This is a genomic window from Corynebacterium pyruviciproducens ATCC BAA-1742 (assembly GCF_000411375.1).
Classification (GTDB): Bacteria; Actinomycetota; Actinomycetes; order Mycobacteriales; family Mycobacteriaceae; genus Corynebacterium; species Corynebacterium pyruviciproducens.
The window spans coordinates 212,160-236,965 of sequence record NZ_KE150448.1; the positions used below are offsets into that span (position 1 = coordinate 212,160).

At 64.6% G+C, this 24,806-nt stretch carries 22 protein-coding genes; 4 read left to right on the forward strand and 18 right to left on the reverse strand.

From position 1 onward, the window contains the following. Positions 1-77: 77 nt before the first annotated feature. From tsaD to HMPREF1219_RS10485, 6 genes are all read right to left on the reverse strand, one after another. The gene (gene tsaD, locus HMPREF1219_RS10460) at positions 78-1,115 is read right to left on the reverse strand and encodes a tRNA (adenosine(37)-N6)-threonylcarbamoyltransferase complex transferase subunit TsaD (protein ID WP_016458905.1); all 1,038 of its coding nucleotides are present in this window, start codon (positions 1,113-1,115) and stop codon (positions 78-80) included. A gap of 3 nt (positions 1,116-1,118) precedes the next feature. Beyond that, positions 1,119-1,586, reverse strand: coding sequence for a ribosomal protein S18-alanine N-acetyltransferase (rimI, locus tag HMPREF1219_RS10465; RefSeq protein ID WP_016458906.1), 468 nt, complete (start codon positions 1,584-1,586; stop codon positions 1,119-1,121). Then, the gene (gene tsaB, locus HMPREF1219_RS10470) at positions 1,573-2,262 is read right to left on the reverse strand and encodes a tRNA (adenosine(37)-N6)-threonylcarbamoyltransferase complex dimerization subunit type 1 TsaB (protein ID WP_016458907.1); all 690 of its coding nucleotides are present in this window, start codon (positions 2,260-2,262) and stop codon (positions 1,573-1,575) included. Before tsaB ends, rimI begins: the two co-directional genes overlap by 14 nt. Positions 2,263-2,335: 73 nt before the next feature. Further along, positions 2,336-2,908: a tRNA (adenosine(37)-N6)-threonylcarbamoyltransferase complex ATPase subunit type 1 TsaE gene (tsaE, locus tag HMPREF1219_RS10475; protein WP_016458908.1), complete on the reverse strand. Its 573-nt coding sequence runs from the start codon at positions 2,906-2,908 to the stop codon at positions 2,336-2,338. A 58-nt stretch (positions 2,909-2,966) separates the two neighbouring features. After that, the gene (alr, locus tag HMPREF1219_RS10480) at positions 2,967-4,094 is read right to left on the reverse strand and encodes an alanine racemase (protein WP_016458909.1); all 1,128 of its coding nucleotides are present in this window, start codon (positions 4,092-4,094) and stop codon (positions 2,967-2,969) included. A gap of 78 nt (positions 4,095-4,172) precedes the next feature. After that, complete coding sequence (locus HMPREF1219_RS10485; protein WP_016458910.1) at positions 4,173-4,955, reverse strand: CAP domain-containing protein; 783 nt, start codon at positions 4,953-4,955, stop codon at positions 4,173-4,175. 218 nt (positions 4,956-5,173) lie between these two features. Between HMPREF1219_RS10485 and HMPREF1219_RS10490 the strand changes: the two genes are divergently transcribed. After that, complete coding sequence (locus HMPREF1219_RS10490; RefSeq protein ID WP_040427830.1) at positions 5,174-6,031, forward strand: dienelactone hydrolase family protein; 858 nt, start codon at positions 5,174-5,176, stop codon at positions 6,029-6,031. Positions 6,032-6,073: 42 nt separating this feature from the next. On the opposite strand, the gene HMPREF1219_RS10495 is transcribed toward HMPREF1219_RS10490, so the two are convergent. The 4 genes from HMPREF1219_RS10495 to glmM all read right to left on the reverse strand — a co-directional run bounded on the left by HMPREF1219_RS10495 (position 6,074) and on the right by glmM (position 9,731). After that, positions 6,074-6,292: a hypothetical protein gene (locus HMPREF1219_RS10495; RefSeq protein WP_016458912.1), complete on the reverse strand. Its 219-nt coding sequence runs from the start codon at positions 6,290-6,292 to the stop codon at positions 6,074-6,076. Continuing rightward, a complete protein-coding gene (locus tag HMPREF1219_RS10500) occupies positions 6,292-7,878 on the reverse strand; it encodes a hypothetical protein (RefSeq protein ID WP_016458913.1) in 1,587 nt (528 codons plus the stop codon). The genes HMPREF1219_RS10495 and HMPREF1219_RS10500 overlap by 1 nt, the downstream gene beginning before the upstream one ends. Further along, a complete protein-coding gene (locus tag HMPREF1219_RS10505) occupies positions 7,878-8,183 on the reverse strand; it encodes a hypothetical protein (protein WP_016458914.1) in 306 nt (101 codons plus the stop codon). The genes HMPREF1219_RS10500 and HMPREF1219_RS10505 overlap by 1 nt, the downstream gene beginning before the upstream one ends. 204 nt (positions 8,184-8,387) lie before the next feature. Then, positions 8,388-9,731, reverse strand: a complete 1,344-nt coding sequence (gene glmM, locus HMPREF1219_RS10510; RefSeq protein ID WP_016458915.1) for a phosphoglucosamine mutase — start codon at positions 9,729-9,731, stop codon at positions 8,388-8,390. Positions 9,732-9,998: 267 nt separating this feature from the next. Between glmM and HMPREF1219_RS10515 the strand changes: the two genes are divergently transcribed. Continuing rightward, positions 9,999-10,475, forward strand: coding sequence for a GNAT family N-acetyltransferase (locus HMPREF1219_RS10515; protein WP_016458916.1), 477 nt, complete (start codon positions 9,999-10,001; stop codon positions 10,473-10,475). Between the two features lie 111 nt (positions 10,476-10,586). On the opposite strand, the gene rpsI is transcribed toward HMPREF1219_RS10515, so the two are convergent. The 6 genes from rpsI to eccCa form a co-directional block, all read right to left on the reverse strand. Beyond that, positions 10,587-11,168, reverse strand: coding sequence for a 30S ribosomal protein S9 (rpsI, locus tag HMPREF1219_RS10520; RefSeq protein WP_016458917.1), 582 nt, complete (start codon positions 11,166-11,168; stop codon positions 10,587-10,589). Continuing rightward, complete coding sequence (gene rplM / locus HMPREF1219_RS10525; protein WP_016458918.1) at positions 11,165-11,608, reverse strand: 50S ribosomal protein L13; 444 nt, start codon at positions 11,606-11,608, stop codon at positions 11,165-11,167. The genes rpsI and rplM overlap by 4 nt, the downstream gene beginning before the upstream one ends. A gap of 437 nt (positions 11,609-12,045) precedes the next feature. Further along, entirely contained in the window at positions 12,046-12,336 is a 291-nt protein-coding gene (locus HMPREF1219_RS10530) for a WXG100 family type VII secretion target (protein ID WP_016458919.1), read from the reverse strand. 58 nt (positions 12,337-12,394) lie between these two features. Beyond that, positions 12,395-12,712 (reverse strand): WXG100 family type VII secretion target, encoded by a 318-nt coding sequence (locus tag HMPREF1219_RS10535; protein WP_016458920.1) that lies wholly within the window; start codon positions 12,710-12,712, stop codon positions 12,395-12,397. A gap of 151 nt (positions 12,713-12,863) precedes the next feature. Beyond that, a complete protein-coding gene (locus HMPREF1219_RS10540) occupies positions 12,864-13,886 on the reverse strand; it encodes a type VII secretion-associated protein (RefSeq protein ID WP_016458921.1) in 1,023 nt (340 codons plus the stop codon). Positions 13,887-13,900: 14 nt separating this feature from the next. After that, entirely contained in the window at positions 13,901-17,833 is a 3,933-nt protein-coding gene (gene eccCa, locus HMPREF1219_RS10545) for a type VII secretion protein EccCa (protein WP_016458922.1), read from the reverse strand. A gap of 394 nt (positions 17,834-18,227) precedes the next feature. Here eccCa and eccD point away from each other — a divergent pair, with 394 nt between their 5' ends. Both eccD and HMPREF1219_RS10555 read left to right on the forward strand, forming a co-directional pair. Further along, a complete protein-coding gene (gene eccD / locus HMPREF1219_RS10550) occupies positions 18,228-19,646 on the forward strand; it encodes a type VII secretion integral membrane protein EccD (protein ID WP_016458923.1) in 1,419 nt (472 codons plus the stop codon). Continuing rightward, positions 19,643-20,911: a S8 family serine peptidase gene (locus HMPREF1219_RS10555; protein WP_016458924.1), complete on the forward strand. Its 1,269-nt coding sequence runs from the start codon at positions 19,643-19,645 to the stop codon at positions 20,909-20,911. The genes eccD and HMPREF1219_RS10555 overlap by 4 nt, the downstream gene beginning before the upstream one ends. On the opposite strand, the gene eccB is transcribed toward HMPREF1219_RS10555, so the two are convergent. Both eccB and HMPREF1219_RS10565 read right to left on the reverse strand, forming a co-directional pair. Then, positions 20,871-22,214 (reverse strand): type VII secretion protein EccB, encoded by a 1,344-nt coding sequence (gene eccB / locus HMPREF1219_RS10560; RefSeq protein ID WP_016458925.1) that lies wholly within the window; start codon positions 22,212-22,214, stop codon positions 20,871-20,873. The two genes, HMPREF1219_RS10555 and eccB, sit on opposite strands and share 41 nt — an antisense overlap. A gap of 164 nt (positions 22,215-22,378) precedes the next feature. Continuing rightward, the gene (locus HMPREF1219_RS10565) at positions 22,379-24,775 is read right to left on the reverse strand and encodes a DUF6541 family protein (protein ID WP_016458926.1); all 2,397 of its coding nucleotides are present in this window, start codon (positions 24,773-24,775) and stop codon (positions 22,379-22,381) included. Positions 24,776-24,806 lie beyond the last annotated feature (31 nt).

Sequence of the window (24,806 nt, forward strand, 5' to 3'; positions counted from 1 at the left end):
GAAAACGACACCACCACGGCCCGAAATGCGACAACGGGGATTCGAAAATAAAATTCCCCATCACCCCCACACGGGGGCTATTCCATAACCTGAGGAATTTCTACATCGAGACTCGAATCCGTCCCAATACTGAGAGGAGACGGCTGAGCTCCCTCATAAATACGCTGCGCGGCAACCGCCGCGATCATCACACCGTTGTCAGTGCACAGCTTGAACCGCGGGACACGCAACTCGATACCGGCCTCGGCGCAGCGCTCGGCGGCGAGCTCCCGCAGGCGCGAGTTGGCGGCCACTCCCCCGCCGAGGAGCAGCACGCTGGCGTCCACATCCTCACACGCACGCACCGCCTTAAAAGTGAGCACATCGGCCACTGCCTCTTGGAACGAGGCGCACACATCCTCCACGGAGATGACGCGGTCCTCTCGCTCGGCAGCCTCCACGTAGCGGGCCACCGACGTTTTCAGCCCGGAGAAGGAGAAATCGTGGCGGGAATCCTTCGGCTTCATAAGCCCACGCGGGAAGCGGATCGCCTCGGGGTTGCCACGGTGGGCCAACGTGTCGATCACCGGCCCACCGGGATAGCCGAGGCCGAGGAGCCGTGCGACCTTGTCGTAAGCCTCGCCGGCGGCGTCGTCAAGCGTGGAACCGAGCTCCTTCATGGGCAGACCAACCTTCTCCACCTCAAGGAGCTGGGTGTGACCACCGGACACCAGAAGGGCAACGGCGTGCGGGAGGGGCGCACCCTCGAGGTTCGCGACGGCGACGTGACCGGCGAGGTGGTTGACCCCATAGAACGGGACGCCCCAGGCGGCAGCGTAGGCCTTGGCGGCGGAGGCACCAATGAGCAGCGGCCCGGCAAGCCCCGGGCCCACCGTGGCGGCGACGGCATCGGGCCGGGAAATGCCCGCCTCCTCCAGCGCCTGGTGCATGACCGGGCTCATGGATTCGAGGTGCGCGCGGGAGGCGATCTCCGGCACGACACCACCGAAACGGGCGTGCTCGTTCATGGAACTAGCCACCGCATCGGCCCGGATGGCGAGCTCACCGTCCTCGGACAGCTCGACGATGCCCACGCCCGTCTCGTCGCAGGAACTTTCCACACCTAGAACTAGCACTGGTTACCTTTCCTTCGCTTCCCGGCGCATCGTGATCGCGTCCGCGCCCGAGGGTTGATAGTAATTCTTCCGCACGCCCATCCGCTCAAAACCATGCGATTCGTACAGCGAGATCGCCGGGCCGTTATCGAACCGCACCTCAAGGAACACCGTCGCCCCGCGGCGATCGGCCTCGGCGAGAATGTCTTCCAACAGCAGTTTTCCAATGCCAAGGCCCTGGAATTTCGGGTCGACACCGATGGTGTGCACCTCCGCCTCGCCGAGCCCGTAGCCGAGCCCCGCGTAGCCCACAAGCTCGCTGTCAACCGTAGCCCCCACGTAGTACGTCCAACGGCTGGCAAGCTCCTCCAGGAACGCATACGCCGACCAGGGAGATTCCCCCGCAAAGAGCTGGGATTCCAGCTCCGCCAGCCTGCCGACATCGGCGTTGGTGAGCCCCCGCAGCTTCACCACGGGGCTAAATTTCAACATCGGGAATGGCCTTTGACCGGGGCTTGTCCTTGGGCGGGACGGCATCGGGACGGCGCAGGTAGTGCGGGCGAAGCGGGCGCGGTGCCGCCTCGAAATCCGCCACCGCGCACAGGCTGGCGGGCGTGATCTGGGCTGTGGTCCGCTCCCCCACCGTCGCCATGTTCTCCGCGAGCTGCGGTGGGGCGCACACGATGTCCGCCTCCGCATACGGCCCGGTGAGTGCTTCTGGCTTGACCACATCCGGGCCCGCCACGCGCACGCCGTCTTCGTAGGCGGCGACGTACACCTCGTGGCGGCGCGCATCGGTTGCTACCACCACGTGGCTGTGGCTGCCATCACTGTGCGCACTTACTTGTGCGCACGCAAGCGCATCCAAGCTCATGACACCGACAACCGGAACCGACAGGGCGTCGGCAAAAGCTTGGGCGGAGGCCATGCCCACGCGCAAGCCGGTGAACGGGCCGGGACCCTCGCCCACGACAACCGCGTCGAGAGCAGAAAAAGACAGGCCGGCGGCGGCGAGGGCATCGATGACCAGCGGGGTGAGGAGCTCGTTGTGGTGGCGGGAATCCTCCACCGAGAGATCCGCCAGGGTTGCAACCGGCGCACCGGTCTCCACCGCACAGACACCGACCACCAGCTTCGTTGTGGAGGTGTCAATTGCCAAAACGTTCATCGTACGGCCTCTCTTACCTTTTCCTTTTCTGCCAGCAGAACATCGTAACGCACCGCTACCTTAGTGCTTGCGATCAATCGCGCGGGATGTCCGACTCCGTCGCGCGGCGCTTTTCCACACGGATGTAGCGGGCCTCAGACTCGGGGTTATCTTTCACGGCCCGCTCGCGGTCAATATCCACGTAGTAGTACTCGGGCGAAAGCTGCTCCATCATGCCGTCACCCCACTCGGCAACGACTACGGAATCGGGCAGTTGCCAGTCCAAATCGAGGGACTCCAACACATCCATCGGGTCCTCGCCCGTCTCTTGCAGACGGTAGGCATCCACGTGAATGAGTGCGGGGCGATTGTGGTCCCCATTAGCTGTTGGTTTTGGCTTATGGACTCGGGCGATGGTGAACGTGGGAGACGTCACCCGGCCCGTGACTCCCATGCCGCGGGCGAGGCCACCGGTGAGCGTAGTCTTGCCGGCACCAAGCGGGCCGTGAAGCAGCACCACATCGCCGGCGACGAGCAGCTCGCCGAGGAGCTCCCCCAGCTGCTGGGTTTCCGCGACCGAGTCACACAGCACCGTGGCACCGAGAAGATCCGCGCCGCTAGCAAGCTCATCCACGGTCACAACCGCGTCATTTGTCGGTTCACCCATCGCCCTCTTCTTTCTCTTGGCAGCCGGGGAAGGTGGTTTACCAGCCTTCCTTAAAAAACTAATTCTCGTCCGCGTGCCCACTATACGTGCGCACCACGCGACCACGCGGGCTGCACAGAACCTCGTAGTTAATAGTGTCAAGCGCCGCGGCCCACTCGTCCACGGTCATCTCGCCGTGGTCACCGGGCCCGAAAAGGTACGCCACGTCACCGGGGGAAACCTCCGGCTCACCCGGGCCGAGATCGACGACGATCTGGTCCATGCACACGCGACCAACCTGCGGGTACCGTTTCCCGTTGATGGCCACCTCGAGCTTGCCCTGCATCCTCCGGGGCAGCCCATCGGCGTAGCCTGCCGGAACAATGGCGGTATAGCGATCCGTGGGGGCGTGCCACGTCATGCCGTACGAGGTTCCCTCCCCGGCCCGGATCTTCTTCACCACCGTCACCGTGGCGCTCCACGTCATGGCCGGGCGGAGCTCCTCCACGGGCCCCTGCGCGGTGGGCGTACCGTCGGCCGGGAACGGGTTGTAACCGTATAGCACGAGGCCGGGACGGACGATGGGGAACCCGAGGTTTGCCTTGCTCATCACGCCCGGCGAGTTGGAGGCGTGGTTGCGGGTGGGGTTGAGCCCACATTCCTTGGCCACCGTGATGGCACGTTCGAGAGTCTCCACCTGGTCTGCCGTCATCTCGCTGGACACGTCATCCGCGCACGCCAGATGCGTGAACACGCCCGTCACGGTGAGCTGAGGCACGCCCGCGATGAAGGTGAACAGTTCCCGCCAATCCTCCTCGTCCACGCCGGAACGGTTGAGGCCGGTATCGATAACGAGAGAGACGTTACGCGGGGTGGGATCCGCCGCGAGCGCCCGCGCCTGGCCCATGGAGGCCACACCGAGGTCAATATGCTCATCGGCGGTGGGCAGATCCTGCTCCGGATGCCAGATCCAGGCGAGAACGGGAAGCTCAGTGACCTCACGGACGGCGAGGGCCTCGGGGATCGTCGCAACGCCGAACGCGGCAATGCCGGCACGCTCCAAAACGGGGACCACCCGGCGCGCGCCGTGGTTGTAGGCGTTGGCCTTCACCACTGCCATCACATCCGCGCCATCAGCAGCGGCGATGACCGCTTTCGCGTTGGACGCAATCGCCTCTAGATCAATGGTGAGCGTTGTCAGTTCCATAGTTAAAAAACTATGCCACGATTTACCGCGTGGGGTTAATTTTTGGGCCCCCTTTTTCTCCCCCGTGTCGGCGCTGCGTTATGCGCCACCGACCTGCGTGCCGGGGATGGGCGAGAGGCGAAGGACGATGTAAGTCTTTCCGTACCGCTGCACGATGGCTGCACCCACGTACCGGTGCTGGGGGTGCATGAGGGCCACGCGGTGGCCTGGGCTGATCATCCAATCGGTGAACGCGCGGTCCGCGTCTACCCACGAGCCACGCCCACCAAAGAGCAGTTCACCTGCGTGGTTGTAGTAGTAGGAGCCGGTGTCGTGGGTGAGCTGCACGTCGGGGGCGTCCTTGGTGGAATCGGACAGGTGGTTCGCCCAGCTCAGTGCGCTTGTGGCGACGGTATCGTCCCACTCCACGGGGGCGAGTCCCTGCCGCACGCGTTCCGCGCTCACCTTGTTCACCAGCACGCGCTCGTGCTGGAGCACCACGTCGGCTGGTGAATCGAGGCTCTGCTGGCGATTAAGCGTGTTGAGGATGCTGTCCACGGCGCGCCACCCCGTCGCCACAGCGACCACGTCGATGATCACCCGGCGGATCGTGTCCTGTACGTCCTGTGGCAGCCCGAGCCGCACCGCCATGCCGGTGAGCATCTCGGTGAGCTGGTTGGCGGTGTCGATCATCCAGCCAAGCAGCGGGTCTTGTGATTGGGACGAGCCGGCGGTGGTGTGCTCCGCTGCGGCGGGGGTCTCCTCCGCGAACGCGGGTGACACCGGCACGGTGACGCTGGTTACCCCCACGGCGAGCGCGGTGAGCAGCGCGCACGTGCCCGTTGTGTGCCGTTCACGTGTTTTACGTGCCTCACCTGCCACTTGTGTGCCCACCTTTCATGCCTTGCGCCGGACAGTGTTTAACCACCGTGTAACCGCCAATGTACCGGAGACCAGCGGAGTTAACAATTGCACGCCCGTGGTCACCTGCACATTCCCCGGGCCGCTTTCGGCGCAGGCCTTCGTCCCCGGGGCGCGGTGAGGCCCGCGGGGTGCACCGGTCCCACTCGCCCACGTGGCTTATCCACTATCCTAAATACGTGGCTGAAAATCTGAAGAAGCAATTGTCCGTGTTGTCTAAGCGTGGCCCCCACCGTGTTCTCGAGGGGGACCTGAGCTTTGCTGGCCTGCCCGGCAAGGTGTACACGCCCGCGGAGGGCTCTGGTATCCCCGGCGTGGCCTTTGGGCATGATTGGATGCTGGGGCTCAAGCAGTACCACGCGACCCTGCGCCACCTGGCCAGTTGGGGTATCGCCGTTGCCGCGCCCGATACGGAGACGGGTTTCCGGCCGAACCACCGTGGCCTGGCCGCCGACCTGCAGACTTCCCTCCAGATCCTCGCCGGTGTCAAGCTTGGGCAGGGCAAGGTGACGGTCTCCCCGAAGAAGCTGGGGCTTATCGGCCACGGCATGGGTGGCGGTGCCGCGATCCTCGCCGCACTTGATAACCCGCAGGTGAAGGCCGTGGCGAGCCTGTACCCGGCTGTGACGAGCCCGTCGAACTACGAGGCTGCCCGCAGGATGACTGTTCCGGGGCTCATCATTGGTTCCGGTAAGAATTCGCTTATCGACGCCGGCAACCCCGCCCGTGTTGCCCATAACTGGGGCGGCGAGGTTGCCTATCGCCAGATTGATAACGGTAACCAGCTCGGGTTTGCCGAGGGGTTCTTTCTCCAGCTGCTCATCGGCCTGGGCCTGCCGCAGCACTCCGCGCAGGAGACGGTCCGTGGCCTGGTGACGGGCTTCTTGCTGCACCAGCTCGATGGGCAGAAGAAGTACTCCGCATTCTCCGCTTTTGAGGCGGAGGCAAAGAACGTCACCGCCCTCACGCGTGAGGAGTTGGCTGACCGTGCCGATGTGGAGAAGGTGGACACCAACTCTCTGTTTGGACGTAAGTAGAACGCAGCCGCTGTGGCCACGGGGCATCCCGTGGCCACTTTTTTATGTCAGTACGGAGCGCACCGGCCCGCGCCTGCGCGGTGACGTGGCCGCCGGGCGTGCTGGTTGTCGGCCCACCACCCGCTTACTGTTGGCCCGTCGGCGTTCGCTGGCGGCCTGGAGTTCCCGGCTGGCGCGTTGCACGGCCTGGTCAAACGTGGCCAAGCTGGCCGTGACTTGTTGGTGGTAGTTTTCCTTGATCTCCGCGTACGGCGATGTCATCACCACGCACCCGCCTTTCGTGCCCCTCCAGCCAACCGCGTTGGTGCCGGCGCCGAGCTAGCAACCCCACTCGTCGTCGGCGCTCCCGTCGCCACCGCCGGGCCCGCCGGTGCCGGGGCCGACGTAACACTCGGGGCCGGTGCAGGTGCAGGGGCAGATGTGACGGGCGGGGCCGATGTAACACTCGGCGCCGCCGCGGGTTTCACCGGTTCTGGCGCAGGCGCTGGTTCAGGCGCTGCTACCGGCGCGGGCTTCACGGGCTCAGGCGCAGGCGCTGCCTCAGAGGCGGGTGGGGTCTCCGCCGCGTCGGGGGTGAGGTTATTGAGTAGATCGCCGAGGTTATCGTGCAAGAACTGGGCTAACAGAATGCCTGCACCCAGCCCCACCAGACCAGCGAGGATCCCCTGGGCGCCGAAACCCGTGCCAGTGTCCTTGCCGGAGTCCGGCGTGGTGTCCTTGGGTTCGGAGGAATCAGCTTCGGTGTGCGTGTGCGTATCCGCGGCTGGCTCGGGGGAGGTGTCAGCGCCGTGCTTCTCATGCGTCTCCGCATCGGGAGAGTCCATCTCTCCCTCGCAGCCACAGTTGACCGTCAGTTTCACCGTGGTCCCCGTCCCCTCACGGACAGATTGCTTTTCCAGCTTTTCTTCGCGTCGCGGTTCCTCCACCGCAACAGGCCGGGTGGTCACGGTTTCTTGTTTGTCGACGGCCGGGGGCACCGTCACCGTCGGGACCGGCGTCGCCGTCGGGACCGGCGTAGGCGCCGAGGCGGGTGTCACCGCTGGAGCCGATGTCACCGTCGGGGCCGTCGGGACGGTCGTAACCGTCGTGGCCGTCGGGGCCGTTGGGGCCGTCGCACAACCGTCGGAAACCACAGTCGGAGGGGTCGTCGCGGGTGGACACGCCGCCGGGGTGGTCTCGGTGTGGCAGATGACCTGCGGCGCCTCGCACGCGCCGGAGACACCGTCGGCACCCGCGCGGTTCTTATTGCTCTCAATGTAGGTGTCGTAGCACTTGCCAAGGGACTCATCACGGGCGCGACACAGGTCGATGACGCAGTCCCCGGTGGCATCGATAAGCTGACCACCGGCACGAACACAGGCGTCGTAGGCCTCCGGATCGTCGTCCCTGTTCGCCCCGGACAGTGTGGAGGCGAGCTTCTTCACCGCATCGTTGGTTTCGGTGGTGACGCGGAGGATCTCCTTGGCGGTGTCCTCGTCAATATCGCGGGCGGTATCGGCTACCTCCTCCGCTTCCTTACCGGCATCGTCAGAGTCCTTCTCTCCCTTCTTCGAGCGATGAAACACCTTTTCCAGCCAACCGACAACCGCATTACCTGCAAAGTTGAAGATGGAAAAGAACACTGACTCAAAGATCATCTCAAACAGATACGATCCGAGCCCCTCCTTGCTGCGCCGATTACGTGGCCGGAGGAAAGAGGCACCACGGCGCAAGAGAGAATAACTCGCGCCACGGGTGCGGCTCGTGTGTTTTTCCACCTCGGCTGCCGAGTGTTTGGGCACCCACAAGCCACCCGCCGCCTGTGTCATCGTGTCGGCGGCCTCGGCATACGCGCCCGCTGTAGCCACTACGCCTCACCTCCCCCATCAACTCCGGCGAGCACCTCACTGTGCTCCTCATCCTGTCGCTCAAACTGAGTGACCTGCTCGTCCGCGCGGGTCACCGCCTCAAGGAAGGCCTCCGCGCGGCGGATATTTTCCTCGTGGATCGCGTGCAGCTGCTGGACGATGATGCCCGCCTGGCTGGCGAAGCCCTCCCCCAGCATGTCCGATGTCACCGTCGGCGCGCTGCCGTGGAGCTCCTCTATCAATGCTTCTAACTCCGCGCGCAGGCGTTTCAACGACCTGTGTGCCCCTCCCGTTTCAATTCGCATCCCTTTTCCCCCTTGTTGTGTGTGGTTCGGCCACCGCAGAACCTGCGCCGACCGCGTACGTGGTGTGTTCAAAGTGCAAACGATGAGGCGGAGCAGCAAACACAAAGCCGCCCGGTCACCGTCTACTTACTTAGACGGTTCCAGGGCGGCTTTCGGTTCCCTCCCCGCAAAGAAAATTTTCTCCCGTGGCAAAAACCGTGTTAGTTACACGTCGGCAACAACGGCTGCGAGCCTGCCGGCGATCTTGCGGGCCGTCGCCTCATCGGGGGCCTCCACCATGACGCGGAAGAGTTCCTCCGTGCCGGACGGGCGCAGCAGCACGCGTCCCGCCTCACCGAGCTCCTTCTCCGCCTCGGCGATGGCCTCCACAACCTGGGGTGCATCGGAAATCGCGGACTTATCAGAAACGGGCACGTTGACCAGCACCTGCGGCAGGACTCGCATAATGGAGGCGAGCTCGTGCAGGGGCTTGCCGGTCTCCGCCATCCGCGCTATAAGAGACAAGCCGGTGAGCAGGCCGTCGCCGGTGGTACCCCAATCGGGGAAAACGATATGGCCGGACTGCTCGCCCCCGAGACTCAGGTCGCTGGCGCGCAGCTCCTCGAGCACGTAGCGGTCGCCCACCTTCGTTGTCTTGAGGTCAATGCCGTGCTCCTTCATGGCCAGCTTGAGGCCCAGGTTGCTCATGACGGTGGCCACGAGCGTGTCCTCCTTGAGGTCGCCGCGGTCCTTCATTGCGGTGGCGATGATCGCCATGATCTGGTCGCCGTCAACAACATTGCCGTTCTTATCCACGGCCAGGCAACGGTCAGCGTCGCCATCGTGGGCGAGCCCCAGGTCAGCACCGTGCTCCATCACAGCTGCCTGCAGCTTGTCGATGTGGGTGGACCCGCAGTTTTCGTTGATGTTGTAGGAATCCGGCGTGTTGTACATGGGGATGACGGTGGCCCCGGCGGCCTTGTAGGCCTCGGGCGCCACCTTGCTCGATGCGCCGTTGGCGCAGTCCACCACGACGGTGATGCCGGAGAGATCTTCTTCCACGCAGGCCGCCAGGTGGTTCAAGTAGCGATCCTTGGCGTCCGGGGCCTCCTCAATCACCTTGCCAATGGAGTGACCGGTGGGGCCGGACTCGGGCAGAGTTTGCATAACCTCTTCGATCTCGTCCTCCACAGCGTCGGGAAGCTTGTGACCACCGCGGGAGAAGAACTTGATGCCGTTGTCGGGCATCGGATTGTGGGAGGCGGAGATGACAACACCCATGTCAGCGTCGTAGTCGTCGGTAAGGAACGCGACGGCGGGAGTGGGGATGATGCCCACGCGGAGAACGTCGACACCCTGGCTGGCCATGCCTGCCGAAAGTGCGGCGGCGAGCATCTCACCGGAGACGCGCGGGTCACGCCCGACGACAGCGACCGGGCGCCTCTTCGTCGTGTCCGCGTCGCGGGTGAGCACGTGGGCTGCTGCCGCCCCCAGGCGCAGCGCCAGCGGTGCCGTCAAGGTTTTGTTCGCCAGTCCGCGAACACCGTCAGTTCCAAAAAGTCGAGCCATAAAACCACAGTGTACAACGTGTGCTTTCCGGTCTCTCAGTGCGCAGGCCAGCCGAAAGGTTGGACCTCCGGTTGTTCCTCCGTTACGGTCGGTACTGGTGAGGTTTTCGCTTGTCGACGGCCTCTCCCTCGCTGAATCCGTCGCTCGAGCTGCCGCGGAGCCCAGCACGGCGTTCCCAGCACAGTTGCACTATCCGGGGTATGGGAGACTAAGCGGTAAGGGTCTCCTGTACTTTTCGCAGCACGACGATGTAAGAAAGGTCTAACGATGACGGACGAGCACACCGGTGTAGCCACGGTCCCTGTTGCCAGCCGGACCGACGAACTCGTCGGCAGCCTCCTCGCCGTGTGGGAAAGCTCCGTGCGGCCAACGCACGAGTTCCTCGGGGAATCGGACATCGAGGAAATTAAGGGTTTCGTGCCCCAGGCGGTTCGCGGGGTGGAGACGCTTGTGGTGGCGTGGGGTCCTAGCCCCACCAACGGCAGGCGGCAGCCTGTGGGCTTCATGGGGGTTGACAACGGTCGCTTGGAGATGCTCTTTGTCCGCGCCTCGGCACGCGGCCACGGGATCGGCTCGGCGCTGATGGAGGTGGGGATCCGCGAGCTCGGCGTGCGGGAGCTCACCGTCAATGAGCAAAACCCGCAGGCGGTGGGGTTCTATCAGCACCACGGTTTTACCGCCTACAAGCGCACCGAGTGCGACGAGGAGGGCCGTCCCTTCCCGCTTGTGTACATGAGACGGTGAGAGTTCCCTCGCGTTCACTTCGGGGGCGGGTGGGCGTCGACAAGCAAAAAAGACCGTAAGAAACAAAAAACCGTCTGCCAAAAGCAGACGGAATTTTGAAAAGGCGTGTGTTTAACGCTTGGAGTACTGCGGGGCACGACGTGCCTTGTGCAGACCGGCCTTCTTGCGCTCCACCGCGCGAGCATCGCGGGTGAGGAAGCCAGCCTTCTTCAGAGCCGGGCGATCGTTGATGTTGAACTCGTTAAGAGCACGGGCGATCGCGAGGCGGAAAGCACCAGCCTGGCCGGTGGGGCCGCCACCGTTGAGGTTGGCCTTGATGTCGAACTGGCCCTCGCGCCCAAGAAGGACGAGCGGGGAAAGGATGTCCTGCTGGTGAAGCTTGTTGGGGAAGTACTCCTCCAGGGTGCGGCCGTTGCAGGAAATCTTGCCGGAGCCGGCGACCATGGTCACGCGGACGATGGCGCGCTTGCGGCGGCCGACGGTCTGGATCGGACGATCCAGCTCAGCCGGGGTGAACACGGTGTTCTCCTCGGCGTCGCCCTCGGTAGCCTCGGGAGCGATGGAATCACCGATGGTGGAGGTGAACTCCTCGGTTGCGGCCTGGGCGGCAGCAATGTCCTCGGCGGAGGCGACGTTCGGCTCGTCCTGAACCTGTGCCTCGACCTTTTCTACGTTCTCGGTTGCTTCGCTCACTGTGCCACCTGCTTAATCTCGTAGGGCTCGGGATTCTTGTCGGCGTACGGGTGCTCAGCACCGGCGTACACACGCAGCTTCTTGATGGAAGCGCGGGAGAGGCGAGTATGCGGCATCATGCCCTCAATCGCCTCGAAGATGACGCGCTCAGGGTGAAGCTCGAGGGAGCGACCCAGGGTCAGCTTCTTCAGGCCACCCGGGTAACCGGAGTGACGGTAGCGGTATTCGCGGTCGCGCTTGTTAGAGGAAACTGCAACCTTGTCGGCGTTGATGATGATGACGTAGTCGCCACAATCGACGTTGGGTGCGTACTGAGGCTTGCCCTTGCCACGAAGCAAATCAGCTGCGTGGGTAGACAGGCGACCCAGAACCACGTCGGTAGCGTCGATGACGTACCACTTGCGGGTAATGTCACCGCTCTTCGGGTGGTATGTAGACACACTGACTCCTTGTCTAAACTGTCTAAAACTTTGCCAGCCATGGTGCACGCAACGCTTTCCCTCCAGCTAGCAAGCTGGCCAGAGGGCGGAACACACGGCGGCCGGTGGAGACCCGAGGTTCCAACACGTCAAGCATCATCCCAGCTCACCACCCGCACCCTTGGCACGTGCGGTGCGCAGAGCAATGCTCGCGTACACAAGCGCATAACCTTACCAAACCCCAGCCCCCAAACCAAATGTCCCCCACCACGCGCCCGCAGCTTCCCCACGCGTGTTCAGGCATCTCACCGCAGACGCAATCCAGGCCCCGGAGGGCGATCCGGGGCCTGGTGCATGATACGGGGGTGAAGTTTATTCCATCCAGCTCCTTTCTTTTCGGCTACTCGTATGGCTTTATCGGCGGGGCAGTAAGCGCCGCCCCCGCGCGTGGCTAAGTGCTAGGACCAGCTGGCGGCCGCGCGTGAGTTCATATCACTCATGCGCTGGTTGCCGTCCTCCACCGTGCGTGCAATGGTCTCCAAAATCTGGTTCAGCTCAGCGGCTGCACGGTCCCAACGGTTCTGCGCGTCCTGGTAGGCGACCGCAGAGTCGCCCTCCCACGTGCTCACCATGGGGGCGATCTGGGATTTCAGCTCCCCCAACAGCCCGTTGATGCGCCCCGAGGAGCTTCGCATATCCGCGGCGGCTGCCGAGATCGCTCCAAAGTCGTACCTGATCAGTGAATCCATGATTGTTCTCCCCTTGTATATAAGTGTGGTGATTTTTTTGTGTGTGGACGTGCCGCCGCTACAGCGCCAACCCCTGGGCCTCAATGGTGCGCAACGCCTGCGAGTTGTCCGCCTCCGAGGAGTCGAACTGGGAGGCGTTAGAGCGAATATTGGTGGAAATATCCATGAGCGCTGCGCGAAGGCGGGAAGCAGAATCATCCCAACGGGCCATGAGGCCCGCAAACGACGTGCTTGCCGCGCCCTTCCAGCTTCCCGCGACATCCTGCACGATGCCTTTCACGCGGTTGAGTTCCGCCTGTACTTTGTCGTTGGTCGCATCCACCTTCTTGGCGGTAGCGACCATCACTTCTGATTCGGTTGCAAACATTCCAGACATCGTGTGTCCCCCTTGTTCCCCGACCGCCCCCACGCGGCTATCACGCGGTGCGGCACGGTGTGTGTGATTGTTGTGGTTGAAAAGGCTGAGCGCCTTCACTTACTTAGACTGTTCATCTACCGCCATCGGTTCCCTCCTGACGGAAAATTTTTTAATTCCCCTCAAATGTGAACGTATCCGCAGCTAGACGGCACGCAGCCTTGTGAGCGTGGGTGGGTTCCCCACGCGAGTGGCACCCGACGGAAAGCTGACGGTCGCCGGTCACCCACGTCACCCACGTAACCTGGGAGCCATCGCCAGGCAACTCGATGTATTCCACCTTGTCATTCGCGTCGGCCGAGTCTTTGCCCTCCACAACGGTGAGCGTGGGATCCTCCTCCACCATGCGCAGCACCTCGGCCATGACTGCCTCCGGCTTGACCCCGTACACCGGGTCCGCGGCGACAACGATCCGCAGATCCGGGTCTGGGCCCTGGGCCGTCATCGCGCCGTCGGGGCGCGGGGTGAGCGTGAAATTCGGTGGCGTTTTCATCTTCATCCCCTCGGCCTCCACGGTGATCGGCTCGTTGTCCACCTCCGTCGGGATCGCTGACGCGCTGGTGTCATCCGCGTCATCCGACACCGGGGTCCCGCTCCCGGTTGCGCCTGGATCGCTGCCCGCGCTCGCGTGTTCGGCCGCTGCGGTCACCCCGGCGTCGGCGGAGGGAAGAGAAGCACTCATCGCCCACCAGCTCAGGCCCGCCACGAGGAGGATCACCCCGCCGATGGCGGCGTTGGTGATGGTCGCCCACGCGGGCCGGCGAGATTTTTCCTTTGGCCGAAATACCGCACGGGTACCCGGCGGGTCCTCCTGCGTTGGCTCGCCCACATCAAGCTCGACGGGGTCATCCTCGGAGAGAACGTCGCTGGAGTACGCGGCGATCCCCTTGTTGAGGAGCGTGCGGGCGAGCATTTCCGTCGTCCGCTCCTCGGCGTCGATGACCACCTCGATGTCCGGCCAGTAGTCGGAACACAGGTCTTTGATTTGGTCGACGACGGCGGGCACGGCCCACCCCTCGATGATGCCGGTGCCCGGTAGGTCATAGCGGTACACGGTGTCCGGCCCCTCCACCACGGTGGCGATGTCATCCACGGTGACGGTGACGATGTGGTCTTGATCAAATGTTGTAGTCATGGTTTTCCTTGTCGTTAGTTGTGTTGAGTGGGGTCTGCCTCGGCCGCGCCAGCCGGAGGCGGATCGCGAGGATCATCCGGATCAGGCTGGGCAATGTGCACCGCCCCAAAGCGGGCCGATTCACGCACGAGCTGCGCGCGACCGGCAATGGCAAGCGCCGTCCTCACCCCGGCAATCGGGCCGTCGGCGGGGTCGGCGGAAAAGACGAGGATGTCCGGCTGCGCGTCCATCACCCCGGCGAGCAGTGGCGAGTACAGCGCCCGCCCGAAGGCACCCGACTTCCGCGTGGCCACCACGTGGAGGCCGATATCCCGCGCGTGCGGAAGGTACGGCGCCAGCGGGCCGAAAAGGGTGTCGGGCAGGAGGTGGAGATCGTCGATAAGCAAGAACAGCTCGGGTCCCTCCCACCAGGACCTTTCACGCAACTCCTGGGGTGTCACGTCGGCCGACGGCATGCGCGAGGCGAGGGTGACCACAAGCTGGCCCACGAGCGTGGCCATGGCGTCGGTGGTGGCGGCGTACCCCGCAAGCATGGGTTCAGCAATGCGCCCCAGGAGGCCCCGCCGCGGGTCGAGGACCAGCAGGCGGGCCGAGTCGCGCCCCACCTGCGTGAGGGCCTGCGCAACGAGGAGGAGGAGCGACGTTTTCCCGCATCCGCGCGCCCCCACCCCAAGGAGGTGCTGGGACGTGTCGGGGTGCCAGGATACCGGTGTGAGACGCGCGCCCCCAACGCCGATGGGCGCTGCCCCGCCACGGGGGACGGGAAGCTCCCCGCGGGCGATGTGGGTCGGCAGCAGCCGGAGCCGCGGGACGGCGGGCTGTGACTCCGTTCGGCGCCGCAGAAAGCCGATGTCTTCCCCGGAGCTCAGCGCCACGAGCATCTGTTCTCCCTGGGGCGTAAGCCCCCGACCGGGGAGGGGCGGAACCTGTTCCTGGGCCTTGCGGGCGATGAGCGAGTCGAGCGGATCCGTGAGGTGGAGTTCCATCCGGCCACCGATGAGGTCCCTGATGGCCGGGCGGATGACAGACCAGCGTTGAGCGGTGACAACGAGGTGAACCCCGGCGCTCAAACCGTCGGCGGCGATACGCGCCACCGAATCGAGGTGCTCTTCAAAGTCGCTGCCGATGACGTGGAAACCGTCGATGATGAGGAAGGTCTCCCGGCGTGTGGGGCGCGGTGCCTCCCCGCCGGAATCCCCCTGGCCGGTGGCCTCGGTGGCGGGGCTGTGGGCTGCCGTCGCGTCCTCGATGATCTGCAGCACCTCGGTGAACACGCGATGGACCGCCTCCACGTTGGCCCGCCCGGCAACGCCTGCCACATGCGGCAGGGGTGCGAGCTCCGCCAGGTCGCCTCCGCCTAGATCGAGGATGTAAAACGCCACATCGGCGGTGGTGTGGGTGGCAACAAAGGAGAGGACGAGGGTGCGCACGGCGGTGGTCTTGCCCGATTGCGGCCCACCACAGATGGCCAGGTGGCCCGTCGCCCCGGACAGCGTGAGCAGGAACGGGTCCTGCCGTTGCAGGTACGGGCGGTCGATGATGCCCACCGGGACAGTCAGTGGTGGCACGTCAGTGGCGGAATGCGTGCTCATGATCTCGCCGAGGGTTACCTCCGCCGGAAGTGGGGGAAGCCACACGGTGTGCGCCTTCACGGCCCGGGCCGCAGCCTCCTCCCCGCAGACCTTCACCACGCGCTCGACCAGCGTCTCCGCCGGAGCGTCCTCGGCACCTGCGGCGTCACTCGGGGTGGGCGACCCGGCCACCGTTTCCCGTTCTGCGCTCGCCGAGCTGCCTGTCGCGCTGGAATCTCCCGGATCCCCGGCGCGCCCGGTGTCATCTCTCCAACCGGTGAACAGCTGAATGAGTGCCTCGTCGTCGCTGCGGGCTACCGCGTGGCGCACGGGCCCGGAAACGTACGAGGCGGTGAACTGCACGAGCTCATCGGCATCGGTTTTGAGAAATCCCACACCCGGCTTGGCCGGCAGGTGGTAGGCATCGGCGGTGCCAATGACCTGCCGCGATTCGCCCGCAGAGAAGGTCCTCAACCCGATCCGGTAGCTGAGGTGGGAATCGAGTCCGCGCAGCCGGCCTTCCTCCAGGCGTTGGGAGGCCAGCAGCAGGTGCACACCGAGCGACCTGCCGAGCCTGCCGACTGCGACAAACAGGTCCGCAAAGTCAGGGTGTTGGCCGAGGAGTTCGGAAAACTCGTCGAGGATGATGACGAGGTGTGGCAGCGGCGCAAGCTCCGAGGAGTGCAGCCGTTTATCGGCGTAGGCACCGATGTTGGGCACGCCGGCTGCGCGGAGTACCTCTTGGCGGCGGTTCATCTCCCCGTTGATGGCCTCCTCCATCCTTCCCACCAGGGTTTCTTCCTCCGCCAGGTTGGTGATGACGGCGGAGGTATGGGGCAGATTGCCCAGTTCCAAGAATGTTGCCCCGCCTTTGAAGTCCACGAGGATGAGGTTGAGATCCTCCGGCGAGTGTGTGAGCGCGAGCGATACGACGAGCGTTTTGAGGAGTTCGGATTTCCCGGATCCGGTCGCCCCGATGCACAGCCCGTGGGGCCCCACACCGCCGAGCGCCGATTCCTTCATGTCGATGATGACGGGTCTACCAGCCTCATCGGTGCCGATGGGCACGGCGAGGAGGTCTTTCTTGCCCCGGTTCCACAACGTGGCCAGCGGGATTTTCTCCGGCGTGTACACCCCGAGCAGGGGGAGGAGCTCGCCCGATCCGGCCGCTGACTCGTACCCACTATCCGGCCGGTCGAAGGCGCCGATGCTGCGGGCAAGCTCGTCGAACTCCGCCGCCGTGAGCTGGTCGGCCGTGCCGATGTGCTGCTCGCCCTCCTCGGTTGCTACCCCCAACGTCATGCCACTTGTGCCGAGCGAGTCCTTTAGCACGTCTACGCGCGTGAGCCCGGCCGTGTCCGTGGGCTGCGCGTGGGAATAGAGGATGAGCCCGTCCTCCCAGCATGCATGGCCCAGAGGTGTTGATTCGTCGGCACCGACGACGAGGCATACCGAGTGATCGCCGGCCTGGTCGAGGGCGTCGCGGACATCGCCGGTCACTGCCCCGTCGCTCGTGGCACCGGCCTCTGATTCGTCTACCACGACGATGGTCCACGTGGCATCGAGGGGGTCACGGTTGTGGGGCAGCCATTTCACCGCATCCCAGCGGCCCGCTGAATCACCGAACACGTCGATGCCGACGAGCTCCGGGCCGTGAAAGAACGCGATGGAGGCGACCATCGCCCGGGCTAGGTCGCGCGCCCCAGGCCCCGCGATGCCGACAAACGGGAATGCGGTGAAATCCACGGTCAGCGGCACGCCGTGGACGGCGCGACTGGACTGCACCGTGTGACGAAACGCGACGAGGCACACGGGGTCGAGGTCCTCGGTGGCCCCCATGTCGGGGATGATGATTGGTGTGCTGAGCGGAACGGCCCCGCACCCGATGCGGGTGATGAGGACATCGTCGTCCCCGCGGAGCCGTTCCCACAGCCGTGGCGACTCTGCCATGGCCCACAGTGTGTGGGGGGCGGGGTGGCAGAATTCTTCGTGCGTTTTGTGGGCCACCGCCGATTTCCGTGCCTCCTCACTGAGTATCCCCAGGTGACGCAGGTAGGCCCGGCGCACCTCGTCGGGGTCTTCGGAGGAGGTGGGCGCGAACATCATGAGCATGGACATGACCATGAAGATGGGGAACATAAGCATCATGGGGTTGGGGTTGGTCCCGCCGATGAGCATGAGACCCACCATGCCGAGCATGGCTGCGACCATGATGATGGGCATGAGGATCCGCATGAGTGGTTGTGGCGCGGGCGTGTCCGCCGGTGGCACGGGGTCGGGCCGCAGTTCGCCCGTGGGTTGTGGCGGTGGTTCCACTCTCCACCGGTCTTCTTCGCGTGCAGGTAGTGGCTTCATCGTCGCGGCGATTGATCCCATGTCCCCTCCTGTTTTCGTCCCCGTGGGCCCGGGACCTCCCCTTTGTCGGTCCCGTCCGTTTGTCGGCCCCACCCGTTTTAGCGGCCGTTGCCCGTCAATGTAGTCCTGCTAGGTCTTGCCGTCCGGGCAACCGGGAAGTAATTCTCCCCCGCGGCCTCGGCACGCAGCCTCCGTGGCGCAACCGGGCACACCGTTCCTACCCTGCGTCAAAGCCCTCTCCTTTCGTCCCACCGAGTTCTCTCGGGCCGTGTCCCGTGTCACCCCCGGTTACGGAAGCATCATTCCTATCTGTGGACAACTGGGCCGTCGGTCGCGCACAGTAGACACACACGCGGGGTATCTCCCCGCTTCGGGTTGGCACGAAAGGTGCCGGGGTAGAAATCGGGGAACTTGTATGAGCAAGAAAACGCTTTCTCATTCGCTGCGGGTCACCGTGCGTTTTACTACAGGCATTCGGGGTGCGGAGGCCATCGACGTGGACGTTGCGCTCCCCGCCGGGGCCCGGCTTGCCGACGCTCTCCCGGAGGTCTGTCGCATCGCTGGCGTGAATCCTCCGGTTTCCCCCTGGGAGGCGCGGACCGCAGCCGGAACCATCGTCGATCCCGCGCTGCCACTTGCGTGGTCGGCACTTCGCCACGGCGATATCCTCACCATCCAGGACGTCTCGGGTGACACCGAACCGCTCCTGTGCGGCGACACGGAGGCCCTCACCCAGGTTCACCGTGCTGGCACCAGGTCGGGGTTCACTACCTGGGCGATTGTCGCCGGGCACGTGATGATGATGGTGCTCATTGCTCGTTCGTGGGTGGCACTGTCCGTCGGCGCACTCGTGAGCCTCGCCGTCGGCGCAGGCATGCGCCTGGTGTGGAAGGACGACCTCAATCCCCATGCGGCAGCAGCGATGAGTGCGTGCGGGAGCCTCACCGCGGCGGTGGCGGGAATAAGCGTCACCTCGTCTTTCGCGCCAGTGGAGGGATTCCCCACCATCAGTGCTGTCTCCGTGGCGACAGCGGCGGTGGCGGCACTTGTCGCTACCGCTGTCGCTAGAATCTCCACCGCGCCGCCCCTCGGAGTGACGGTGTGCCAGGTGACGGCGTGGGCCGTGGTAGGCGTCTGGTCCCTCATCGCCCTCGTCCTCCGCGCCGCGGGAATTGCTCCACCGGCGGGCCGTAATGTGGTTGAGCCGGTCCTCGTTTCGGGTGCGGCACTCACGGCGATGGTCTCGCTTATCGTGCTTATCTACGGACCGCTTCTGGCGATCCGCGTGGCGGGGATCAAAATTCCTCCGGTCCCCTCTGCGGGCGCTAACCTCGCGAGCACGGATTTTTCCGCCGCTGACTACGCGGGCGCGCGGGGCCGGGCACGCCAGGCGACGACGCTTTTCGACGGCATCGTTACCGGCACCTCCATAAGTGGCGCGGTGGCCACGCTCGTTGCCATGGGTGGTGCCGGCGCACCCGCGTTCCGGGTGCTGTGTGCCTCGGTCATCGCCGCGGTGTGCGTCATCCATTCCGTCCGCCACGCCTCCGCCGTGTGCGCGTGGGCCGTATGGGTGTGGGGAATCGTCGCCGCCGTGTCCACCACAGCCGTCGCCTGGTGGGCCGGGGGTGCCTCGTCGATGGCTGTCGTGGGCCTTGCGGCCACCGTGGCGACCTTGTTTCTCACATCGGGGCTGTGGTCGCAGGCAGTGCCGAACCTTCCTCCCACCACGATCGCCAGCGTGGAGAAAATCGAAAGCGCCTGTGTCATCATCCTCCTCCCCGTGTCGCTCCACCTTGCGGGCGTTTTCGCCGCGATCCGGGGGCTCGGATGAGACGCGGCATCGCCCGTGCCGTCGCCATCGGCACCGTCGTAGCAACGTGTGGCCTTGGCCCCACGCCATTCACCGTGCGCGCAGAGGAGCCAGATCCGACCCAGGAATTGATGGCCACGCCTGACCGCGACGCGCCCACCGACGAACCGTCGGAAAGCCCCGGCGAAGGCACGTCGGTCTGCCCCGAAACGCCGGAGTCGCCAGACGGTCTGCCGGTGCCGGCACCGGCGGGACCCGCTGACCTGGCGCGCGCCCGCGAGCGCACCGCCTCGCTGCACGAGGTTCACCGCTTCGCCACCGGAGCCGGTGTCACCATCGCCATCATCGATACTGGGATCACACCACACCCCCTGCTGCCTCCGCTGACAGATGCGGGGACATATCTTGAGGAGCCTTACTCCGCCACCGGCGCGCTCGTCGATTGCGAGGGCCACGGAACCGCCGTGGCCAGCGTCATCGGTCTCCGCCCAGCACCAGGGGCAAGCCCGCGTCGCAGCCCCGTCGGAGTCGCACCCGATGCCCACATCATCGCCATCAAGCAGTCCCATACCTCACAGGGCGGAACGCTCGACAGCCTAGGCGATGCCATCAACCACGCCCTCGACCTCGGCGCGGATGTCATCAATCTGTCGGTCTCCTCGTGCCTTCCCGCCACCACGACACTCGCACCAGGTGTTCTTCAGGAAGCAGTCGCTCGTGCAGAACGCGAAGGGGCGGTGATCGTCGCGGCAGCCGGGAATATCTCAGCACAATGTCCTGCCGAATCAGTAAGTTACCCAGCCCACCTGCCCACCGTTATCGCCGTGAGCGCGTTAGATGATGCGCACCACATTGCCCCATACTCGCTGCCACTTGCTGGCAAGAGAGCGCTCGGGGCACCCGGTGACGCACCGATTTCTGCCTCCGTATCAGGTGCGGGCTACTCCACCTCCACCAACATCACCGAGTTTCGGGGGACTAGCTTCGCTGCGCCCGTGATCACCGGCTTTGTTGCACTGCTCAAACAGCGACACCCCGAAGCAAGCCCGCAGGAGCTGCGCGAAATGGTGTACACGGCTGCGCAACCGGTGACGGGAACACTCGACGTACGGGCGGGTATTGACATGCTACGGCCCACCCCACTCCCCGGCCGAGAAGCACCACACGTTTCACCGGCGCATACTGAAACCGGAGACCGCTCGTGGTGGCCACTATGCGGGCTTCTTATCGCAACGCTAACGGGGATTATTGTGCGCGCTGGGTCGCACCGGCCTCAGCCGCGGTGAGAGCAACCCCGCGAGGCAGGAGACGCACCACCGGCCATGGGGCGGGAGATGCCTTCTCCACCCCGAGCGCTGCAACGGATTCCGCAGGCACAGGGAAATATGTTCCCGTCTCACCCACGAGAACAACACCGTCACCCACATTGACGGGCATGCCACCCAGCCGGGTAGCGGAAAACTGCGTGGCCACCGAATCACCAGATAGCGCCAGCCCGGCGGGAAGCTGCCGCTCTTTGGGCAGAACACCAACAACCGGCGGATCCGTCACAACGTTCTGCTCACCTGCCGGCGCGGGCAAGGACGCGGGCCCGGAATCCGCAATCCGTGCCTGTTGAGTCACGCACACGGTTGCCCCGCCAAGCAAGACGAGCGTTCCTTTCTCCTGCGGTAGCGGAATCTCCTCGGTGCTCAACGGTCGTCCGGCGAGCTCCTCCTTGTGGGCCGTCCGACGATGAACACCGAGCTCCTCTAAGATTCCGGCCTGGAAATCGGTGACGGGGGCGAGGCCCTCGCCATCGTCGAGCCACGTCTCTTCCCCCGCGGTCACCAGCGTGAGGTCACCTGCTATTTCGAGCGAGTCCATAGGCGCGAGTTCCGGGATAATCTCCAGCACCTGCGACGGTGGCTCCCACAGCTCCACATCGGTTGAAATCCCCATCCTGCGCCGCACCGACGTGCCCCGGGCCGACCCCTCCGGTGGCAGCAGCCTGCGCCCCTTGGAGGTAACAACGTAATCCTTCGTCGCCGAGGAGCTGTCGCCGTGAACGTCACGCGCAACGATGAACTCCCCAGGCCCAAGCTGCGGAGGGGACTCCAGGCCTTCTACTACATGAGTGTCGCTGGTACCTGCAGCACAGGCAGACCACACTCCCGAGGTGTTCTTGTCATCAACGATGGTGCCCGGCGCGCCGGGAATCCCCACCGGGGCACCGAAAGATTTGTACGCCATCACCTCGTCCGCGGCATTGGCAGGATCGGCGGGCTGGCCCGCAATGACGCGCGCGGACGTGAGGTTGAGGGCCGGGTGGTACACATCATCCACGCGGACATACAAGCCACCCGAGGCCGCACGCACGATCGGGGCATCGCCCGGGTCCGCGCGCGGTTTCACCATGGCGAGAGCCCCGGCGCCCACGCCAAAAATGACGCACGCGATGGCCCCCAACGCGACGCTGCGGCGCATCCTCGCTAACGGATCGTGAATCATCCGTGCATCGCCAAAAATGAGGCCGTGCTCAGCCCGGCGGACAAGAAACTTGTAGCCCGATACCTGCGGTTTTGTGGTTGGCGCGAGAAGTTTCGCCATGTGTTCCCCCTTGAACCCCGATGTGTAGTTTGTGTGGCTTCAGAATAACCCGGCCCCCACTCCCCTGCAACGCGAACACCACACACATGCCGGGCCGAGTTCAGCACCACCACGAGTGCCACTCGGCCGACGTAGCGCGAGGCCCCCACCTCCGAGCCGGCCTTTTAGCTTGCGGGCTCCGGCGGTGGATCGTTATCGGGGATACCATCCGGGGTGAAATCACCCGGCACCGGCGATGGGGCGGGGTCGACGTTCTTGGCGGTGTTCTCAATCTGAGAGGTATCCGGCAGTGTCGGCTCCGGGCGGTGATAGAACGGGTCCTGCGCGTCCTTTAACGAGGTGGCAACGCCGGCCTGCGCCTTAGTGAGCACGGGCAGCAGCGGCTCGGGAGAATCGCCGGATTCGCGCATCCGGGTGAGCTCCTCGTCGGTGAACTGCTCGTTTACAGCGTAGATCGCCACGTTGTGGTCCTTGTACACCTGCGTCACGCCGGGGGCATTATCCAACCCGGGGATCCACTCGGGCAAAGTCTTCTGGAAATCCCAGAAGTTGAACGGGCTGGTGATGAGGTAGTTCACGTCCAAGTTCTTCGCGGCCTCATCCACCGTGTTACGCAGGGCCGGGTCACCGAAGTTGCCCACGCCCAAAAGATTCGGATGGAAGTACAGCATCGCCGTGTCGGAGGTGGCCATGGCGTACGGCCACGTGTAGTGCTTAAACACAGCGGGAAGGTTGTTGTAGGCGTACATCCAGCCCGACCCGTCCGCCGGGTCAGACATGATGTGATGCTCGTAGGCTCCGGGTTGCTGGGCCAGCCAGCGCCACGCCTTGAGGTCGAACTTGTTCACCATCCGCTGATCGCGGGAGGCCGCGATGGGCCAGGCCACTTTCCCGTCGGTGCGGTTATCCACGCCCACCCACAGTGCGGCGCCGGCGACGAGCCCAACGATGGTGCTCAGCACCACGGACAGGACGGACAGCCTGCGCACGGGTCCGAGGCACACGAGCCTGATCACCACGGCCACAGCCGAACCCGCGTAAGCAACCAGGAGCAGGGCAACGGGCATGATGAGGCGGTGCGCGCCGTTGTAGTGGAGGCCACCGACGAACGTGAAGAAATCACCCCACGCGCCTGTGAAGGGATGCATGGCGCTCACCGTGACGGTGAGACTGAACAGGTAGGAGACGATTCCCCAGATGTTGAGTCGCCAGATGAGCAGAATGACCATTCCGGCCACTCCCACCCACACGAGGGGTTCCGCGTTGAAGCCGATCTCGTCGGTGTGGCGGGTTGCAAGGTTAAACGCGATGTCCCACGCGTGCGACTCGGCAAACTTGTCAGAATCATCAAACGTCACCACGGACTCGGTCTGCGAGGAGCCGGCGACGATCTGCGGCAGGAGGATGAGGGCACCGGCGATGCCGGTGGCGGCGAGCATACCCACGTCCCGCAGGCGGAAGCCCACGCCCTGTTTCCAGGAGCGGGGCGTGTGCGACGGTTTCCACACGAGCTTCGTGGCCCACCACAGAAGAAGGAAGATGACCACGTGCGTCGCCGGTGCCGGATGTGTTTGTACCAGTCCCGCAAACGCCAGTGCCGTGGCGAACGCCCGCTTGGGCACGGCGGGCACAGACATGAAGGCGCTGACCACCACGCCGATCATCGCGAGCGCGGAAAGGTACGGCCAGGCCCCCACGTAGTAGCCAATCCAGAAGAGGACGGGAACGGCACCAACGATGACGGCGGACAGCCCGGCGGCGAGCTGGGCGGTGACACCGCGGGTACCTACGAGCCGCCACGCAAGGGCGGCCGCGGACATGGGGAACAACAAGCCCGGGAGCACTGCGGAGGTGACGTTGAGCGCCGCGATGGGGCTGAGCTCCGCAAAGTGCCCGATGAGGAAGCCGGTGGCGTGCCATGCCGAGGGGTAGTACATCGGTGCGCCGGTCTCCGTGTTTTGCAGGAGCCCCATTTGCGTAGGTGAGGCGATCCCTGTCTCCCCGATGAAGCGGATGACGGAGGCGTGCCAGTGTACGTCCCACCCTTGGTAGATGTTTTCTATCCCACCCCACGTACGCTCGATGGTGGTGAGTGTACGAGAGATGAGGAAATACGCCCCGGCGACGACACCCGCCGCGGGCAAAAGCCACCGTTGATCAGAGATGGAGCCCGGCCTCCACGCCGGGTTGAGACGCACGTAGTCCGAGGCGCGCCTGGCGGTGCTTGACGAGGGAATCGCCGGGGGCTGGCCCACGTGTTCGGCAGACGGGACGAGAGAATATTTTGCGGCCCGGTGTCGGCGCCCAAAGTAGAACGCGCCCCGCCACAAAGCTGCGAGCACGCCGATGATGACGCAGAACCACGCAACAGAAGTTGCGGTGAAGGAAATTCCCAGTGGGTAGAAGATAGCAGAGGCGATGCCGTACATGCCCACGCTCACCGGCACGGAGCACATGGCGGAGGTGGGTGTTCGCAGGCCGGAGATCCATCCGATGAAAAGGCCGGGAATGACACAGACAGCGATTGCTATGAGCGCTGTTTCCACCACGTAGTCCCACATCCTTCACATTGTTGTCGCAGGCGATTATTAT

Excerpts from the sequence above, each read along its gene's own strand:
- rimI (WP_016458906.1), bottom strand. The coding sequence starts at position 1,586 with ATGTTGAAATTTAGCCCCGTGGTGAAGCTGCGGGGGCTCACCAACGCC.
- tsaB (WP_016458907.1), bottom strand. The coding sequence starts at position 2,262 with ATGAACGTTTTGGCAATTGACACCTCCACAACGAAGCTGGTGGTCGGT.
- tsaE (WP_016458908.1), bottom strand. The coding sequence starts at position 2,908 with ATGGGTGAACCGACAAATGACGCGGTTGTGACCGTGGATGAGCTTGCT.
- alr (WP_016458909.1), bottom strand. The coding sequence starts at position 4,094 with ATGGAACTGACAACGCTCACCATTGATCTAGAGGCGATTGCGTCCAAC.
- HMPREF1219_RS10495 (WP_016458912.1), bottom strand. The coding sequence starts at position 6,292 with ATGACATCGCCGTACGCGGAGATCAAGGAAAACTACCACCAACAAGTC.
- HMPREF1219_RS10505 (WP_016458914.1), bottom strand. The coding sequence starts at position 8,183 with ATGCGAATTGAAACGGGAGGGGCACACAGGTCGTTGAAACGCCTGCGC.
- glmM (WP_016458915.1), bottom strand. The coding sequence starts at position 9,731 with ATGGCTCGACTTTTTGGAACTGACGGTGTTCGCGGACTGGCGAACAAA.
- HMPREF1219_RS10515 (WP_016458916.1), top strand. The coding sequence starts at position 9,999 with ATGACGGACGAGCACACCGGTGTAGCCACGGTCCCTGTTGCCAGCCGG.
- HMPREF1219_RS10530 (WP_016458919.1), bottom strand. The coding sequence starts at position 12,336 with ATGGATTCACTGATCAGGTACGACTTTGGAGCGATCTCGGCAGCCGCC.
- HMPREF1219_RS10535 (WP_016458920.1), bottom strand. The coding sequence starts at position 12,712 with ATGTCTGGAATGTTTGCAACCGAATCAGAAGTGATGGTCGCTACCGCC.
- HMPREF1219_RS10540 (WP_016458921.1), bottom strand. The coding sequence starts at position 13,886 with ATGACTACAACATTTGATCAAGACCACATCGTCACCGTCACCGTGGAT.
- eccCa (WP_016458922.1), bottom strand. The coding sequence starts at position 17,833 with ATGGGATCAATCGCCGCGACGATGAAGCCACTACCTGCACGCGAAGAA.
- eccD (WP_016458923.1), top strand. The coding sequence starts at position 18,228 with ATGAGCAAGAAAACGCTTTCTCATTCGCTGCGGGTCACCGTGCGTTTT.
- HMPREF1219_RS10555 (WP_016458924.1), top strand. The coding sequence starts at position 19,643 with ATGAGACGCGGCATCGCCCGTGCCGTCGCCATCGGCACCGTCGTAGCA.
- eccB (WP_016458925.1), bottom strand. The coding sequence starts at position 22,214 with ATGGCGAAACTTCTCGCGCCAACCACAAAACCGCAGGTATCGGGCTAC.
- HMPREF1219_RS10565 (WP_016458926.1), bottom strand. The coding sequence starts at position 24,775 with ATGTGGGACTACGTGGTGGAAACAGCGCTCATAGCAATCGCTGTCTGT.